A 16,441-nucleotide genomic window follows, 5' to 3' on the forward strand; every position below is an offset into this window, starting at 1 on the left:
TATAAATTTTTCGCTAACCGTATATAAATTTTCCGCTAACCGTATATAATTTTTCTGCTTGCCGTATATAATTTTTTCACTTGCCGCAAACGGCTTTCCGGCTGCCCGAAACCTCTGTTTTTTTCGGCTCGCGGGCAGTATTTTCACAGGCGCGTATCCGTCCCTCCGCAATGCGGATGCTTTTGTCAGGAGATGGTGAGAAAGCAGCAGGAGAAAATGCGTGGCGGTACTGATGTGGAAAATCCTCTGTTAGATGGGATGAAAGTCAGGAAATAAAAAAATGCCGGCACTCTCTGCGAGCACCGACATCCAAATTATGTTTAACTAAAATCCTTTTCTTTGTTGGAAAGTAGCCTCTCGGCAACCTTTTGTCATCCTTGGACAATCTGTTAAACTTTACCTTAATAAATAACTAAAAACCTAAATCTATTACTACTAACCTAAACAATCTATTAACCTTTTGACAATGCAAAGGTAGGGAAAATTTCATAATCACCCAATAATTTACGTGATATATCTATATCAATTGGCCTCTTTCTTGACGTAAATCAAAGTTCTGTGTGCGTGAACAATGAATATTTTACAACTTTTCTACGTTATCTGTGCGTTTTCTTGTACCTTTGTCAGACAAATAGCAAAGCGATGAGGGTTCTTATAGTAAACACAAGCGAGAATACAGGAGGGGCGGCCGTGGCTGCTAACCGGCTGAAAGACGCACTCAACAATAATGGCGTGAAGGCGAAGATGCTTGTCCGGGACAAGGAAACCGACGACATTACCGTTTCGGGTGTCGGCAATGGATGGCGCATGCAGTGGAGTCGGCTTTGGGAACGATGGTGTATTTTCCTGCAGCTCCGCCTCTCTCGCAATCACTTGTTTGAGATTGACATTGCCAATTCCGGCACCGACATCACGCGGACGCGGGAGTTTCGCGAGGCGGATGTGATTCACCTGTCATGGATAAATCAAGGCATGCTCTCGCTGAACGGTATCAGGAAGATACTCGATTCGGGCAAACCCGTTGTCTGGACCATGCACGACCTGTGGCCGGCGTCCTCTATTTGCCACTACGCCCATACCTGTGGCCGGTTCCGAAACGCATGCGGCAATTGTCCCCTGCTGCCCGGAGGCGGTGGCAGGAACGACCTTTCGGCAAGAGTTTGGAGGCGGAAAAGGGAAATGCTCGACCATCATAACGTATGGTTCGTAACGTGTAGCCAGTGGCTCGGAAGGCAGGCGAAGGCGAGCGGGCTGATAAAAGACCAGATGATTACGAGTATTCCCAACCCTATTGATACCAATTTCTTCTGTCCGCAGGATAAGGCCGGGGCCCGCAAGTTGCTTTCCCTGCCTGCTGATAAGCGCATAATCCTCTTCGTTTCGCAGCGTGTTACCGATCAGCGCAAGGGCATGGACTACTTCATTTCTGCCGTAGAGCGTCTTGCAAAGGAGCATCCCGGCATGAAGGAGAATACGGGCATTGCCATCCTTGGCGGCCATGCGGAGGAATTGGAGGGACGGCTTGCATTGCCTGTCTACCCTCTGGGGTATGTCAGCGACCAAAAGCTCATTAGGTCCGTCTATTGTGCGGCCGATGTCTTCGTGCTGCCATCGCTTGAAGACAATCTCCCGAACACCATTATGGAATCGCTTGCCTGCGGTGTTCCCTGTGTGGGATTCAAGGTCGGGGGCATCCCGGAGATGATAGACCACCGGCAGAATGGCTATATTGCTGCCGGGCGCGATGCCGCCGACTTGGCCGAAGGCATCCGCTGGGTGCTTGATGAGGCCGATTATAAAAGCCTTTCCGATGAGGCCGTTCGCAAGGTTCAACGCTGTTATTCTCAACGAACCGTGGCAATGAAATACATTGATGTATATAACGAGGCGATAGCCTTCAAACACTATAAATTATGATTACCTTTACGGTAGTTACCATTACATACAACGCTGCGGACGTATTGCAGCCCACACTGGATAGTGTGATGATGCAGACCTACCCCCATGTGGAGCATTTGATAGTCGACGGAGCTTCTTGCGACGCGACGGTGAAGATGGCGGAAGCCTATAAGATTCAGTCGGATGAGGCAGAAAATGGACATGCAATCAAGATAAAGAGCGAGCCGGACGGAGGTCTCTATCCTGCAATGAACAAGGGACTGGAGCGTGCCACTGGCGACTACATAGTCTTTCTCAATGCCGGCGACTGCTTTCCTGCCCCCGACACGCTCGAACAGGTGGTCTTGGCTGCCGAGGCAGGCGACGGTGAGGAACGTCCGGCAGTACTCTTCGGAAATACCGATATAGTCAACGAGCACGGCAATTTCCTCTATCATCGTCGGTTACAGCCGCCTGAACGGCTGACGTGGAGGTCGTTCCGACATGGCATGTTGGTCTGTCATCAGGCTTTTTATGCCCGTACCGACATAGCCAAACAGCTGCCTTACGACACGCAGTACAAGTATTCTGCTGATGTGGACTGGTGCATCCGTGTGATGAAAGAGGGAGAGCGACGCGGACTTCTCCTTCGGAATATCCATGCGGTAGTAGCCAACTATATGGAGGAAGGGCAGACTACACGGCATCATAAGGAATCTCTGCACGAGCGGTTCGATGTGATGCGTCGCCATTACGGGCTGTTTCCCACTGTTCTTTTCCACCTTTGGTTTGTTGTCAGAAACGTAATCAAAAAGCGGTAATACCATGTTCTTTAGAAGATATTAGCGTTTATTATGGGCCATAGCTACAATAAAGTTGGGCAAATCATCGTTTAAAAACGACAAAAGCGGCAGCCGGCAATCTGTCGGCAGCCTTGTACCAACTTAATTTAGATTTAACAAAGGAAAGAACATGAAACAATTCATTTTAGCGGCAGCACTTCTTTTTGCTGCCATGACTTTTTCAGCGACCGCATCTGCACAGACCGATGCCAATACAGGTGCCACTATGCAGGTAGACAATACCAAAAAGACGTCAGAGAATGGCTGTAAGGCGGCTGCCTGTAATCAGCAGGCACAGGCCTGCCGGGCAGGAATGAAGCAGAATTGCGATGGTAAGAAGTCGTGCGACAAGGCGTCTTGCCGTCAGCAGTGTGATGGTTCCAAGGACTGTGCAAAGGCATCTGCCAAGTGCGATAGACAGAAAGGATGCAATAAGGACAAGGCTGTCATGTGCGACAAGGCTAAGGCAAATTGCCGCAAACAGCCTCAAGGCTGTAAGCCTACAAAGGCAGAATGTGCTGAATGTCCTAATGCCAAGAAGTCCAAATAGACAGATTGCCTGCATAAATAGCGGACGGGGACGTGCTTTTGGGCATGTCCCCGTTTGTTTTTCTATACCTTATTATAATAGGAGTGTTGCAAGAAGGACGCTCCATACTGCCACGGACGAAATTTCAATCAGAGTAGAGAAGCAGGTGCGTTGGAGACAATAAGAAGCCCGTCAGAAACTTCTGACGGGCTTTTATGTCTTCTGTCGCTGTTGAAACGACGTGAACGCTAACCACAAAGTTTAGCTGTAGCGCAGTATCTGACCTACGTTGAGTCGGGTGTATGGCCCCAAATGGTTGAGCTTACAGAGCTGTTCAACGGTAACACCATGCTGTTCAGCTATTGATTTCAGCGTGTCGCCCGATGAAACCTTATGATATAGAATCTGTCCGCTGGCAGGCTGGCTGGTTGCATTGCGCTCACGGCTTGAATAGTCGGTGTTGTAGGTGCGCTCGTTGCGTTGTTTCCATGAACCGCCTGTGCTGCCGCTGCGTCCCTGAATGTTTTCCTTAGAGTATCCAAGGCTTGAAGAAGTACCGCGGAGAGCCGTTGCCTGTGCCGATTCCCTGTCTATATTGTTCCTGCGGAACACATAGTAGTCGCCTGTAACGTCTTGATGTGCAAAGTCGAAGAAGAGGGCTGGGTTGAGAGCTACGCCGCAAAGGCGTGTCTCGAAATGCAGGTGCGAACCTGTAGAGCGTCCGGTATTGCCTCCAAGGCCGATGGGCTGACCGGCACGGACGGTTTGATTTTCAGAAACAATCTGCTTGGAAAGATGTCCGTAAATAGTTTCCAAGCCATTGTTATGGCGGATGACGATGTATTTCCCGTATCCGTTTCTGTCGTATTTCACGATACGAACCTTACCGGAGAAGGCTGCACGGATGGTATCGCCTATATAGACCTTAATGTCGAGTCCCTGATGCCGGCGACCCCAACGACGGCCAAAGTTACTGGTGATGACGCGGCTCGGTGTCGGCATGTGGAAACCGCGGAGGTCAATTTTATACACATCGGGCAGTGTGCCGGCCCGGTGTGCGTATGTGTTGTTCCAGTCATCGTAAAGTTCGGAAGAGGGCTCTTCGGTATTTTCTGCTTCCTGAAGTCTCTTTACAACGATGGTATCAATTGCTTTTGTTCTTCGGTCGACAGGTGCCTGACGCGCCAACAGGTCCTGAGCACAGGCAGGAACGGCTGCAAGGGTCAATATTGTCGGAAGCGCAAAATATCTTACTATTCTTTTGAAAGTCATAAATCGGTTACTTTGTTCGGTTATTAAATCTGCGTGAAACCAGTCTTTCGGTTCCTCTCCAAAACTTTAGTTGAACACAACAAACGTCAACAAAGAATTAAAAGACTTTGCAAAGATAATAAAAAAAAGGCTGTTTAATTATCAGATTAACAGATTTTATCGTCAGATTAACACCTTGGAAATACTTGAGGCCGGCCGTTCTCCGTTGCTGCTATGTCCTTATAATCGGGTGGTTACGGGAAACTGCCGCAGTTTTTGTTTAAGAGATGGCAGCCCAATTGATATTAGTCTTTCTTAACTCTTTTAGCCTTGTCCATAGAAGACTATAGGCTGATTTACTGCAAGTTGGGTCGTCGTTTACTATCTTCTGCGCTTCTTCGCGTGCCATCTGTACGAGCTGTCCATCGCGTGCGATGTCTGCAATCTTCAGGTCGAAGGCGACGCCGCTTTGCTGTGTTCCTTCCAAGTCGCCGGGGCCGCGGAGCTTCAGGTCGGCTTCGGCTATCTCGAATCCGTCGTTGGTCTGGCACATGATGTCAATGCGCTTTCGCGTCTCCTTCGCCAGTTCGTAGCCTGTAACGAGAATACAATAGCTCTGCTCTGCGCCACGCCCGACGCGCCCCCTCAGCTGATGGAGCTGCGAGAGCCCGAAGCGTTGCGCGTCAAGAATAACCATCACACTCGCATTGGGAACGTTTACCCCCACCTCTATGACGGTGGTAGCTACAAGCATCTGTGTTTCGCCTCTGACAAACTTTTCCATCTCCGCCTCCTTCTCCTTGTCCTTCATCTTTCCGTGTATTTTGCTGAGGCGAAACTCCGGGAAAGCCTCTTTCAGGGTCTCGAATCCGTCTTCCAGATTTTTCAAGTCCATTTTTTCGCTCTCCTTTATCAACGGGAAGACGATATATACCTGCCGCCCGAGCTGTATTTGCTTGCGGATGCCGGCATACAGCGAGGTAGTCTGCTTGTCGTAGCGGTGTATGGTCTCGATGGGTTTGCGCCCCGGTGGAAGCTCGTCAATGATGCTTACGTCCAAGTCGCCGTAGATAGTCATGGCAAGGGTGCGGGGTATCGGTGTGGCGGTCATCACCAGAACGTGTGGCGGATTCTCGCTTTTTGCCCACAGCTTGGCACGTTGCGCTACGCCGAACCGGTGCTGCTCGTCGACAACCGCAAGCCCGAGGCGGCTGAATTGCACCTTGTCTTCGATGACGGCATGGGTTCCTACCAGTATGTTGACAGAGCCGTCGACCAGTCCGTCAAGCACTTCGCGTCGCCTCTTTCCTTTTACCACTCCCGTCAGCAGTTCTACGCGGACGTTCATTCCTTTCAGAAAGTCCTTGACGGTCTGTAGGTGCTGCTCGGCAAGAATTTCCGTCGGAGCCATCAGGCAGGCCTGAAAGCCGTTGTCGATGGCAATGAGCATCGACATCAGGGCGACAAGCGTCTTTCCCGAACCCACGTCTCCTTGTAGCAGACGGTTCATCTGCCGTCCGCTTCCCATGTCGTTGCGAATCTCGTGCATTACCCGTTTCTGTGCGCCGGTCAGTTCAAACGGCAGATTATGGGTGTAGAACCAGTTGAACTGCGCCCCCACGTGGCGGAAGTCGTAGCCCCGGTATTTGCGGCGGTGGTCGCTTGCATAGCGGAGAATATTGAGCTGAATATAGAACAATTCTTCAAATTTCAGCCTCAGACGGGCGCGCTGCGTGTCGTCGACGCTCTTCGGATAATGTATCTTCCGCAGGGCGGCATCGCGCGAGATAAGGTGAAGCCGGCTCGTGATAAAGTCGGGCAGGGTCTCCTGCAAAGGCTCGTTCAGCTTGGAGAGAAGCGTCTTTGTCAGCCGTTCCATGGCGCGGGAGGTCATTCCTGCCTTCTTCATCTTCTCCGTGGTCGAATAGAACGGCTGCATCCCCATGTCGTTGAGCTGTAGTTGAGAAGCGTCGTCCATGTCGGGATGTGAAAACTGGAACCGTCCGCCATAGACGGTCGGCTTGCCGAAGACGACGAACTCCTTCCCTACAGCGTAGCTCTTGTAGATGTATTGTCCGCCATTGAACCAGACGAGGTCGCAGATGCCGTGCCCGTCGGTGAAGTGCCCGATGATTCGTTTCCGCCGTTTGCCCGTATCTATTTCCTCAAAACTCACGATATGCCCTTTTATCTGGACAAACGGCATGTCGGGTGTCAGCTCCGAAATGAGGTACACCTTGGTCCTGTCCACATATTTATAAGGGAAGCACTCCAGCAGGTCGCGATAGGTATTGATGCCAAGCTCATTGCTCAGCAGCGTCTTCCTGTTGGGCCCCACCCCCGGTAAGTACATGATGTCTTGAGATAATATATCCATAAAGAAGCCGTTTGCTGACTCACAATTCATAATTTATCACTCCAAATTATGAACAGATGATTCTGCCGATATTTCCGTATAGAGCCGGGACTTGCCTGTCCCGACCTTATTATATGTCCTGTTTGAGCCATAAACACCTCGCTGTGCCGCCGGCAGCATGTCTCCGGGCGGAAGCCATAACGCCCACCTCGGGCAATCATAATTATGAACCGTGAATTATGAATTATGATTTAACACAGCCTCTGCCACCGTCAGGTCATACGGGGTGGTGAGCTTGATGTTTTCCCTATTTCCCTCGACCATTGCAACCTGACAGCCAAGGCTCTCTACGACGCTGGCATCGTCGGTGAACGATGCCTTTTCGTCCTGCTGAAAAGCCTGCTTGATGAGCGCAATGTCGAATACCTGCGGCGTTTGAACGATGCGGTAGTCGCTCCGAAGCACGTTTCTTCCGCTTCCGTGCTCTCCGATATGGCGCAGCGTGTCGGTAACGGGGAGTACGGGAATGGCTGCTTTGTTCTCTTGGGCAGCATTGTAGCAGCGGCCGATGGTGGCAAGGGAGACGAACGGGCGTACCCCGTCGTGTATGCCGACCAGTCCTTCCTCGCCATCGGGAATCAGAGCCAGCCCGTTCTTCGACGACTGGAAGCGTGTGTCGCCTCCGTCTGCCAGTACGTAGGATTCATGGAAGCCGTATTGCCGGCACAGCTCCTTCCAATAGCACTGCTGGCTTTTCGGCAGTACGAGTATGACCCTTAGCGCATTGTCGTAGGCGTGGAAACGCTCTATGGTACGCATCAGCACGGGCTTGCCGCCCACGGGCAGGAACTGCTTCGGGACGTCTCCGCCCATTCGGAGTCCCTTGCCGCCGGCAACGATGATTACGTAGTTCATGTTCGTCAGTGCAGGGCTGTCAGCTCGTTTATCAACATTCCTTCCCTCACCTCGTTGGCTTTCCCGGCAGAGGTCAGCTGTTCGAGAATCTTGAATCCGTACATGACGGCAGCGGCAGGGCCTTTGCCTGTCGTTACATTGCCGTCGACGGTGCATAGCTCGCCCGTGTATTCTGCGCCCGTCAGGAACTTTTCGAATCCGGGATAGCAGGTGGCGCGCTTCCCCTCCAGTATGCCCAAGGCCCCCAACACCATCGGTCCGGCGCAGATGGCACCGACCCTCTTTCCGCTGCCGGAGTGGCGGAGCAGTGCCTGTCCCACGCGTTCGTCGTCCTTCAGGTTCTGCGCTCCCGGCATACCGCCCGGAACGAGCAGCATGTCGGCATCGTCGAAGTCGCTGACATCCTCTATCTTCAAGTCGGCCCTGACGCTGACACCGTGTGCCGACTCCACCCACTCTGTTCCGCTGATGCTGACCGTGCACACCTCAACGCCTCCGCGGCGGAGAATGTCTACTGGTGCCAGAGCCTCAATGTCCTCGAAGCCCGTAGCGAGAAATTCATAAACCTTTGCCATAATATTTTAGTCTTAAAGTCCGAATTATCAATTTATTTCTTTACATTTGCAATCCAATGCACTTGCAAATATACTAAATTCTTGCGATTAAGAGCCATTTGCAAGGCGAAAAGATAGATAAAGCGCGGAAATATGACAGGAAAGAGAATGAGCTTTGCCATCTTCGGCAACGACTACAAGGCCTTGGAGCCGGTGCAGATACGGGAAGTGACAGACTATCTGACGGAGCGCAATGCCGAGATTTACATAGAGCAGTTGTTCTACCGGGCGTTGAGGAAGGTGTTCAGCGGAAACCTGAACATAGCCGGGACGTTCGATGGTGTCAACTTCGATGTCGATTTCGCCATCTCCATGGGGGGCGACGGCACTTTCCTTCAGGCTGCGAGCAAGGTGGGGGCGAAGGAGACGCCCATCATCGGGGTAAACATGGGACGGCTGGGATTTCTCGCCAACGTCTCGCCGACGGAGATACGGGAGATGCTGGACGATATTTACAAGGGCAATTTCTCCATCGACGAGCGGTCGGTCATTCAAATGGAGCTTGAGGGCGAGCCTGTGGCAAGCAATCCGTACGCCCTCAACGACATCGCCATACTCAAGCGCGACAATGCTTCCATGATTTCCATCCGTGCCAGTCTCGACGGAGAGTACTTGGTAACCTATCTTGCCGACGGGCTTGTCGTGAGCACCCCGACCGGCTCTACGGCCTATTCGCTTTCCAACGGTGGCCCGATTCTTGTTCCGCACACCGGCACCATCAGCCTGACCCCCGTTGCACCGCATAGTCTGAACATCCGTCCGATAGTCGTCAGCGACGATGTTGTCATCCGGCTTGAGGTGGAAAGCCGCAGCCACAACTATCTGGTCGCTGTCGATGGCCGTTCCGGGAAGCTGCGGGAAGGGACGGTTGTCGTCATCCGCAAGGCCCCTTTCAAGGTGCGTATCGTCAAGTGCAGGGGCTACCACTACTTTGCCACGCTTCGCGATAAGCTGATGTGGGGGGCGGATACGCGCGAGAGGGAAGATTAAGACCGGCTTCTCCTGAAGGTGGGGATTCTTCGGCAGGCACGCTGTGCCGATGGCTTGGGACTGCGGTGAATTTATTTTACAATCTCAGATGCTTGTTTTTCTGAAGCCTTGAACGCAGCCCGACAGACTGACCATGTAAGAGTCTGTCTGACAGCGATTTGCAATGACGGCCCGAAAGGGGCGTCTTTGCATGGTGAAAGTGCCGTTTTCTCAGTGCGAAAGTGCCGTTTTGACCATGCCGGAACGGCACTTTCGGCAGATGAAAGGGGCGGTATTGTCTTGTTGTTGTGAATTTGTTTTACATTCTGTGTTATGGTTTCGCAAAGCGGAACTCGGCTTCCCGGCCTCTCCGAGAGCATAGCTGTTGACGGAAAAGTCTCGGCAAAGGCCCGTCAGGACATGCGTGTGAAAGTGTTTCCACGGTGCACGCTTTACCCCATAAATAGTAGAAAAGCCAGTTTTCTCTCTCATTATCGTCGGTTATTCGATAAGATGCCGTACCTTTGCACTTAGTAACCGCCTTGTGGCAGAAACAAAGCAACATGAGACTGACGGCCAAGATAAAATCCCTTTTTCGTATTCCCGATTCGCGCTATACTACCCGTGAGATTTTCTGGTGGCTTTGGAGGGCGTGGCGCGGCAACCGGCTGCAGGCTGTTCTCAATGCCGCCGTGGGACTGCTGGGTGTCGCTGTCTCGCTCGCCTCGGTATGGGCGGTTCAGCATGCCATTGATGTGGCTTCGCACGTAACGTCCGGCAGCATCTATTGGGCGGTGGCGTTGATGGGCGCACTGATACTCTGCGACTTCGCGCTCAGCATAGCTTCTATATGGATTCGCAACATTCTCGGCATCAAGGCGCAGAATCGGATGCAGCAAAGTCTCCTCGACCGTATTCTGCGGTCGGAATGGCGCGGCAGGGAAAGCCACCATTCGGGCGACGTGCTCAATCGGTTGGAGTTCGATGTAACCAATGTTGTCAGCTTTCTTACGGAGGTTATCCCCAACGCCCTGTCTACGCTCGCTCTTTTTCTTGGGGCTTTCTGCTATCTGTTGCTGGTGGACTGGCGGCTCGCCATCATCATAGTCGTGATGATTCCGGTCTTTGTTCTTTTCAGCAAAGTCTATGTATGGAAGATGCGCAGCCTCACGCGCGAGGTGCGAAATTCCGACTCGAAGGTGCAGAGCGTGTTGCAGGAAACCATTCAGCACCGCATGCTCATCAAGACGCTCGAAAGCGACGGGGCTGCCGTGGACAGGCTCGAGGGCACGCAGAGCGAACTCCGCAGCAAGGTGGTGAGGCGCACGAAGTTCTCCGTATTCTCCAATCTGATTCTTAATCTCGGCTTTTCGGCAGGCTATCTTGTGGCCTTTATGTGGGCGGCTGTGCGCATGTCGGTGGGTACGCTCACCTTTGGCGGTATGACGGCCTTTTTGCAGCTGGTCAACAAAATACAGTCGCCGGCACGGCAGCTGACCAAGCTCGTGCCTTCGTTTGTCTCTGTTTTCACGGCTGCCGAGCGGCTGATGGAACTCGGGGAGAATCCGTTGGAGGAACAGGGCGAGCCTATTGAGCTGGAAACACCGTGCGGTATCCGCCTTGACCATGTCTCCTATGCTTACGACGACGTTGACGGCAACGTGCTGAAAGACCTCAGCTTCGACTTCTATCCGGGTTCCTGCACAGCCGTTCTTGGCGAGACGGGGTCGGGAAAGACAACGCTCGTCCGCATGATTCTTGCCCTGCTGCGTCCGCAGGGTGGCAGGGTGGAAATCTACAACCGGCACAAGGCTTACGAGCTGACGCCACGCCTGCGTGCCAACTTCGTCTACGTGCCGCAGGGCAATATGCTGATGAGTGGCAGCATACGCGAGAATCTGCTCTTGGGAAAGGCCGATGCCACCGTCGAGGAGATGGAGAAAGCATTGCGGACAAGCTGTGCCGATTTTGTCTTCGACCTTCCGCAGGGGCTTGATACTCTCTGTTCCGAACAGGGAGGAGGTCTCAGCGAGGGACAGGCGCAACGCATTTCCATTGCCCGTTCGCTTCTCCGAAACCGTGGCATCATGCTTTTCGACGAGGCAACCTCTGCCCTCGACCCTGAAACTGAGCGGCAACTGCTGAGGAATATCCTCTCCGGGCACGACAAGACCATTATCTTCATCACTCATCGTCCTGCCGTCATAGAGTATTGCGACCAGACTCTGACCATCGAAAAAGTATAGAAAACACTTGTATGTTTGGATTTAACGTCGTACTTTTGCAGAGAACGGGTGTTCGTCCTTTCTTGTAAGAACAGCCACCTCGTCTTGCGGTATTGTCCTGCCGGCTTCGGTCGGGTGGGGAATCTGTCCCGGTAAGGCGGACGAAACGTAACAGGCGGGGTGCGGGAGAGGAATACCACCATCATATATTATTCAAAATCATAGTAAAATATAGAACGAATCATGAGAAAAATCTGTTTGATAGCAGCACTGGTGCTGACTTCCATATTCGGGGTACAGGCACAGGAGAAGGACCTTGACGCCCGGTACGCCCAAGGATTGTTGACGCCCGGCACTGCTGCTCCCGACTTTACGCTCCGCACCTACGACGGTAAGGATATCCGGCTGAGCCAGTATCGCGGCGACTACGTGGTACTTGACTTCTGGGCCTCGTGGTGTCCGGATTGCCGTAAGGCCATTCCCGAGGTGAAAGCTCTCTTTGAGGACTTCCGGGACTATAACGTCAGTTTCCTCGGAATCTCGTATGACACCGACAGGACAGCATGGGTGAAGACCTATTGGGACAAGTATCAGATGACTTGGACGCAGGTGAGCGAACTTAAGAAATGGAAGAAGGAGACTACGACCGACCGTCTTTATAAGGTTGACTGGATTCCGACAATGTATCTTATCGACCCGGACGGCAAGGTGGTACTCGGTACTGTTGAAGTCGGTAAGCTCCGTGCCAAGCTCGAAGAGCTTCGTCCGGGTCTTACTACCAATGTTGCCGATAAGAAAAAGGACATGGTTGCAGCCCAGTTTATGGGCGGACAGGCTGCACAGGACAAGTATATCGCCATTTATCAGCGCATCCCTCCCCGTGCGAAGAAGATGCAGGTGCAGGCCGATATGACCTTAACCTTCAATGTGGAGATGGACGGCAGCATAACGGGAGCGCGTGTCATCAAGACCGACAATGTGCGCGCCATCGGACCGAAGTACGCCAAACTGCGCCCCGAAGACCAGCAGGAACTGATTGATAAGACCACGGAGTACTATAAGCGTGAGGCTGTCCGCCTTGTCAATGCGATGCCGAAGTGGCAGCCTGCCACAGAGAACGGCCGGCCGGTACAGACGAAGTGCCAGCTGCCCATTTACTTTCGCCCATAGGAAACTGGACGAAACGCTGTTGCCGATAGGCTATTCGGCAACAGCGTTGTTCGTATAACAGGAAGCCCTTCCGTTCCTGCTGTATCCCGAAAGGGATGTCGGAACGGAAGGGCTTCCTGTTTTCTGTTGCTGCTTTTAGTTGTGTTGATGGTCTGTTTTCCGTCATTTCCCGGAGTTTCTCCACGATACGGTGGTTGGGACTATCCCACTTCTGATATTCCTTTCTTTTTTCTCCGTTCTGCCATTATTGGGCATTGGCCTTGCCATCGCAGCATCCTTGCCTTACAAAAACGAGAAAGGCACCTTATCCATTCGGTGGAATGGACAAGATGCCTGAACTATAACGTGAAGTCAGACTGATTACTGAATCTTCTCTTCAAAGTCGAGCATGTGCTCCGGTGCAAGGATAGCGTCGAGCTTCTCCTTGGTCAGGATACCCTGCTCAAGCACGAGGTCGTAAACGGAACCGCCGGTCTTGAGGGCTTCCTTGGCAATCTTCGTGCTGTTCTTGTAGCCGATGTATGGGTTGAGTGCAGTAACAATGCCGATTGAGTTCTTCACCATGTCAAGGCAACGTTCCTTGTTGACGGTGATACCGTCGATACATTTTTCACGCAAAGTGTCCATTGCGTTTGGCAGCCAAGTCAGGTCTTCAATCAGACACTCTGTAATGACAGGCTCCATAACGTTCAGCTGCAACTGGCCGGCTTCGGCTGCAATCGTTACAGTGGTGTCGTTGCCGATTACCTTGAAGCAGGTCTGGTTGGTAACTTCGGGGATTACTGGGTTCACCTTGCCCGGCATGATGCTTGAACCCGGTGCCATCGGCGGCAGGTTGATTTCGTTCAGACCACAGCGAGGGCCGGATGCGAGCAAGCGGAGGTCGTTGCAAATCTTAGAGAGCTTCACTGCCAGACGCTTCAATGCGCCGGAGTAGCTTACGTAGGCACCTGTATCGGGAGTAGCCTCTACCAAGTCGGAACCTGCAACAAACTCCATTCCCGTCAGCTCGCTGAGCTTCTGGGCGCAGATTTTCGGGAAGCCCGGAGCAGCATTAAGGCCGGTACCGATAGCCGTACCGCCCATATTGATTTCGTGCAGGAGGGCAGCGTTGCGGTTGAGGTTGGCAATTTCTTCCTCCAAAGTATTGGCATAGGCGTTGAATTCCTGACCGCTGGTCATTGGAACTGCATCCTGCAACTGTGTACGACCCATCTTTATGACGCTCTTGAACTCCTCTCCCTTTCTGCGGAAGGCTGCTACGAGCTTTGCAAGGCTGTCAGTAAGGTTCTTGTTCATGCGGATGAAGGTCAGGCGGATGGTCGTCGGATAAACGTCGTTGGTAGACTGACCGCAGTTAGCGTGGTCGTTCGGTGAGCAATACTGAAATTCTCCCTTCTTGTGGCCGAGGATTTCGCATGCACGGTTGGCAATAACCTCGTTGGCATTCATGTTCACGGATGTACCCGCACCGCCCTGTACCATGTCGGTAACGAAGTCTTCGTGCATCTTACCGTCGATAATCTCGCGGCAAGCCTGCGCCATGGCGTCGCAAATCTCGTCGTTGATTTCGCCTAACTGGCGGTTTGTCTCCACAGCAGCGAGTTTTACGTAGGCTATAGCTATCACGTAGTCGGGATAGTCGCACATCTTCTTGCGAGAGATGTGGTAGTTATTGATGGCGCGCTGGGTCTGTACGCCATAATAAGCCTCGGCAGGTACTTGGAGCTCTCCTAAGAGATCGCTCTCTACGCGGTACTTTCTCTCTGTGTTGTTGGTTTCAGTTGTCATAGTTAAATAATATTTTAGGAATATTGATATTGCTGACAATAGTCTACGACGAAAGGCAAACCCCGACGGCTGCATGCAGGAATGGGCTTCAAGTGTCAAACGATAATTAGACAGCAGTGATTGCGCTTGTCATGGGAGCTGCCGGTTCAGGTTGATTTCATCTTTGTATTCGTACTGCAAATATAAAGAAATAAAACATTACCGACATTCATAAAGGGGATAAAATCCTTTTATTTAACCCTATTTAACCCTATGTGCGGCATTTGCCTGTTTCTGTCTCAAATTATGCAATCTGTACTCTTTAGGTGGCAATCTGAAAGGACGGGGCTCGGCTATCGGCGATACGGGATGGGGATAGGCTTACACTTTTCCACTGGCATACGCCCTCTTTTAGCTCAAAAGGTAGTTCGTGTGGCACAAATCGCGGCTTCTTTACATCTTTTCGCACCCCGTTTGGACATCGGATAGGAAAGATTTCTTATCTTTGCAAACAATCAATGGCGGAGGAGAAGGCCGTTACCGATTCCTCCATCGTATATTAACAAAACAATAGACAGCAATGATGAACATAGGAGAAAAGGCTCCCGAACTGCTCGGAACCGATCAGGACGGACGCGAAATCAGACTCAGCGACTACAAGGGAAAGAAACTCGTGCTCTACTTTTATCCCAAGGACTCCACGTCGGGATGCACCACCGAGGCGTGCAACCTGCGCGACCACTACACGGAACTGACGGGAAAAGGCTATGAGGTGCTCGGCGTGAGCATTCAGGACGGGAAGTCGCACAAGAAATTCATAGAGAAAAACGACCTTCCCTTCCCATTGATAGCCGATGTGGACAAGACGCTCAACGAGACGTTTGGTGTCTATGGCGAGAAGAAAATGTATGGCCGCACCTATATGGGAACCTTCCGCACCACCTTTATCATCAACGAGGAAGGCATCATCGAGCAGGTGTTTACTCCCAAGCAAATCAAGGTGAAGGAGCATGCCGAGCAGATACTGAAGGCAGCAGAGGCTGAATAAATTACAGACAATATTGACGGTGGAAGGCGAAGGTCTTCCACCTTTTTATTATATCAAACATTCCCATGCAAACTATCAGGCGGCTTTCAAAGCAGAAACGGGAACTCCTCGTGCGCTGTGCCGACACTTACGAGACGGCAGACTTCCTCAAGGGCGACCCGTCGTGGTTCATGCACCAAGTCGAAGGGAAAGGCAACCAAGAGGTTATGGCGTTTATCGCTCCTGTCTCAGCTATGGCTCACGGCAGGTGTTCCTTCCCCGTATCCAGTTCTTGCTCGACTGCTCCTGTCGCGAACCCTATGCGTGGATTAAGGAGGGACTTTTCCGGCAGTATATTCCCGATGATTCCGCCTGTTTCTACCGTTTGTACGACAATCATCTGATGGTTGCTTTCTTTTCCGCCTTACAGGAAATGCTGACCGGGCATGGCTGTATCAGGGCCTATATTCAGGACTATTGTATGACAAAACCGGGAAACATAACCGATGAAACCGGCCGAATTGAGGCCATAGAAGCCATTGAGGCCCTCTGTGAGTTCTTTGCCGGGCGGGGAGTCGTAGGCATTGTACCCAAAGATACGCGCTCCTGCTGCAAGCGTGTCTGCATGTTCCTGCGCTGGATGGTGCGGGAAAACTCTCCCGTCGACCTCGGCATCTGGTCCGATTTCATTGCTCCGCGTTCGCTTATCATTCCCCTTGACACCCATGTCCTGCAGGAGGCTCTCCGCCTTCGTCTCGTTACGGGCAAGTCGCATCCATGTCTGCTGCGCTCAGACTGACTGCCGTTCTCCGTCAGGCCTTTCCCGACGACCCTGTACGTGGCGATTTTGCATTGTTTGGTGTGGGAGCCAGTGGAGAGCGAAAGACATGACGTG

At 52.1% G+C, this 16,441-nt stretch carries 12 protein-coding genes and 1 pseudogene; 8 read left to right on the forward strand and 5 right to left on the reverse strand.

Annotated features, from left to right (window positions below):
• The first annotated feature begins 642 nt into the window (after nt 1-642).
• From JCM15908_RS08715 to JCM15908_RS08725, 3 genes are all read left to right on the forward strand, one after another.
• Nucleotides 643-1,917 (forward strand): glycosyltransferase family 4 protein, encoded by a 1,275-nt coding sequence (locus tag JCM15908_RS08715; protein WP_025003049.1) that lies wholly within the window; start codon nt 643-645, stop codon nt 1,915-1,917.
• Nucleotides 1,914-2,699 (forward strand): glycosyltransferase family 2 protein, encoded by a 786-nt coding sequence (locus JCM15908_RS08720; RefSeq protein WP_025003050.1) that lies wholly within the window; start codon nt 1,914-1,916, stop codon nt 2,697-2,699. Before JCM15908_RS08715 ends, JCM15908_RS08720 begins: the two co-directional genes overlap by 4 nt.
• A gap of 151 nt (nt 2,700-2,850) precedes the next feature.
• Nucleotides 2,851-3,270 carry a hypothetical protein gene (locus tag JCM15908_RS08725; RefSeq protein ID WP_025003051.1) on the forward strand — a complete coding sequence of 140 codons (420 nt, stop codon included), beginning with the start codon at nt 2,851-2,853 and terminating at the stop codon, nt 3,268-3,270.
• Between the two features lie 240 nt (nt 3,271-3,510).
• Here JCM15908_RS08725 and JCM15908_RS08730 read toward each other — a convergent pair whose 3' ends face one another.
• The 4 genes from JCM15908_RS08730 to JCM15908_RS08745 form a co-directional block, all read right to left on the reverse strand.
• On the reverse strand, nt 3,511-4,521 hold the full coding sequence (locus tag JCM15908_RS08730) for a peptidoglycan DD-metalloendopeptidase family protein (RefSeq protein WP_025003052.1): 1,011 nt from the start codon (nt 4,519-4,521) through the stop codon (nt 3,511-3,513).
• A gap of 259 nt (nt 4,522-4,780) precedes the next feature.
• Nucleotides 4,781-6,877, reverse strand: coding sequence for an ATP-dependent DNA helicase RecG (recG, locus tag JCM15908_RS08735; RefSeq protein ID WP_025003053.1), 2,097 nt, complete (start codon nt 6,875-6,877; stop codon nt 4,781-4,783).
• 216 nt (nt 6,878-7,093) lie between these two features.
• The gene (locus JCM15908_RS08740; protein ID WP_025003054.1) at nt 7,094-7,771 is read right to left on the reverse strand and encodes a 2-C-methyl-D-erythritol 4-phosphate cytidylyltransferase; all 678 of its coding nucleotides are present in this window, start codon (nt 7,769-7,771) and stop codon (nt 7,094-7,096) included.
• Nucleotides 7,772-7,776: 5 nt separating this feature from the next.
• A complete protein-coding gene (locus tag JCM15908_RS08745) occupies nt 7,777-8,346 on the reverse strand; it encodes a DJ-1 family glyoxalase III (protein ID WP_025003055.1) in 570 nt (189 codons plus the stop codon).
• A gap of 132 nt (nt 8,347-8,478) precedes the next feature.
• Here JCM15908_RS08745 and JCM15908_RS08750 point away from each other — a divergent pair, with 132 nt between their 5' ends.
• The 3 genes from JCM15908_RS08750 to JCM15908_RS08760 all read left to right on the forward strand — a co-directional run bounded on the left by JCM15908_RS08750 (nt 8,479) and on the right by JCM15908_RS08760 (nt 12,749).
• Nucleotides 8,479-9,375, forward strand: coding sequence for an NAD kinase (locus tag JCM15908_RS08750; protein ID WP_025003056.1), 897 nt, complete (start codon nt 8,479-8,481; stop codon nt 9,373-9,375).
• 542 nt (nt 9,376-9,917) lie between these two features.
• On the forward strand, nt 9,918-11,600 hold the full coding sequence (locus JCM15908_RS08755) for an ABC transporter ATP-binding protein (RefSeq protein WP_036893038.1): 1,683 nt from the start codon (nt 9,918-9,920) through the stop codon (nt 11,598-11,600).
• A 222-nt stretch (nt 11,601-11,822) separates the two neighbouring features.
• Entirely contained in the window at nt 11,823-12,749 is a 927-nt protein-coding gene (locus JCM15908_RS08760) for a redoxin domain-containing protein (protein WP_025003058.1), read from the forward strand.
• 360 nt (nt 12,750-13,109) lie between these two features.
• On the opposite strand, the gene aspA is transcribed toward JCM15908_RS08760, so the two are convergent.
• Complete coding sequence (gene aspA, locus JCM15908_RS08765; protein WP_025003059.1) at nt 13,110-14,540, reverse strand: aspartate ammonia-lyase; 1,431 nt, start codon at nt 14,538-14,540, stop codon at nt 13,110-13,112.
• A gap of 562 nt (nt 14,541-15,102) precedes the next feature.
• On the opposite strand from aspA, the gene bcp reads away from it, so the two are divergent.
• Together bcp and JCM15908_RS13280 are read left to right on the forward strand one after the other, a co-directional pair.
• Nucleotides 15,103-15,567, forward strand: coding sequence for a thioredoxin-dependent thiol peroxidase (gene bcp, locus JCM15908_RS08770; RefSeq protein WP_025003060.1), 465 nt, complete (start codon nt 15,103-15,105; stop codon nt 15,565-15,567).
• A gap of 65 nt (nt 15,568-15,632) precedes the next feature.
• A pseudogene (locus JCM15908_RS13280) lies at nt 15,633-16,437 on the forward strand (TIGR02757 family protein).
• Nucleotides 16,438-16,441 lie beyond the last annotated feature (4 nt).

It is taken from the genome of Prevotella dentasini JCM 15908 (assembly GCF_000614065.1).
Taxonomy (GTDB): domain Bacteria; phylum Bacteroidota; class Bacteroidia; order Bacteroidales; family Bacteroidaceae; genus Prevotella; species Prevotella dentasini.

Bases quoted from the DNA above. Each gene is read 5' to 3' on its own strand.
- JCM15908_RS08715 (WP_025003049.1), top strand. From the start codon at position 643: ATGAGGGTTCTTATAGTAAACACAAGCGAGAATACAGGAGGGGCGGCC.
- JCM15908_RS08720 (WP_025003050.1), top strand. From the start codon at position 1,914: ATGATTACCTTTACGGTAGTTACCATTACATACAACGCTGCGGACGTA.
- JCM15908_RS08725 (WP_025003051.1), top strand. From the start codon at position 2,851: ATGAAACAATTCATTTTAGCGGCAGCACTTCTTTTTGCTGCCATGACT.
- JCM15908_RS08730 (WP_025003052.1), bottom strand. From the start codon at position 4,521: ATGACTTTCAAAAGAATAGTAAGATATTTTGCGCTTCCGACAATATTG.
- recG (WP_025003053.1), bottom strand. From the start codon at position 6,877: ATGGATATATTATCTCAAGACATCATGTACTTACCGGGGGTGGGGCCC.
- JCM15908_RS08740 (WP_025003054.1), bottom strand. From the start codon at position 7,771: ATGAACTACGTAATCATCGTTGCCGGCGGCAAGGGACTCCGAATGGGC.
- JCM15908_RS08745 (WP_025003055.1), bottom strand. From the start codon at position 8,346: ATGGCAAAGGTTTATGAATTTCTCGCTACGGGCTTCGAGGACATTGAG.
- JCM15908_RS08750 (WP_025003056.1), top strand. From the start codon at position 8,479: ATGACAGGAAAGAGAATGAGCTTTGCCATCTTCGGCAACGACTACAAG.
- JCM15908_RS08755 (WP_036893038.1), top strand. From the start codon at position 9,918: ATGAGACTGACGGCCAAGATAAAATCCCTTTTTCGTATTCCCGATTCG.
- JCM15908_RS08760 (WP_025003058.1), top strand. From the start codon at position 11,823: ATGAGAAAAATCTGTTTGATAGCAGCACTGGTGCTGACTTCCATATTC.
- aspA (WP_025003059.1), bottom strand. From the start codon at position 14,540: ATGACAACTGAAACCAACAACACAGAGAGAAAGTACCGCGTAGAGAGC.
- bcp (WP_025003060.1), top strand. From the start codon at position 15,103: ATGAACATAGGAGAAAAGGCTCCCGAACTGCTCGGAACCGATCAGGAC.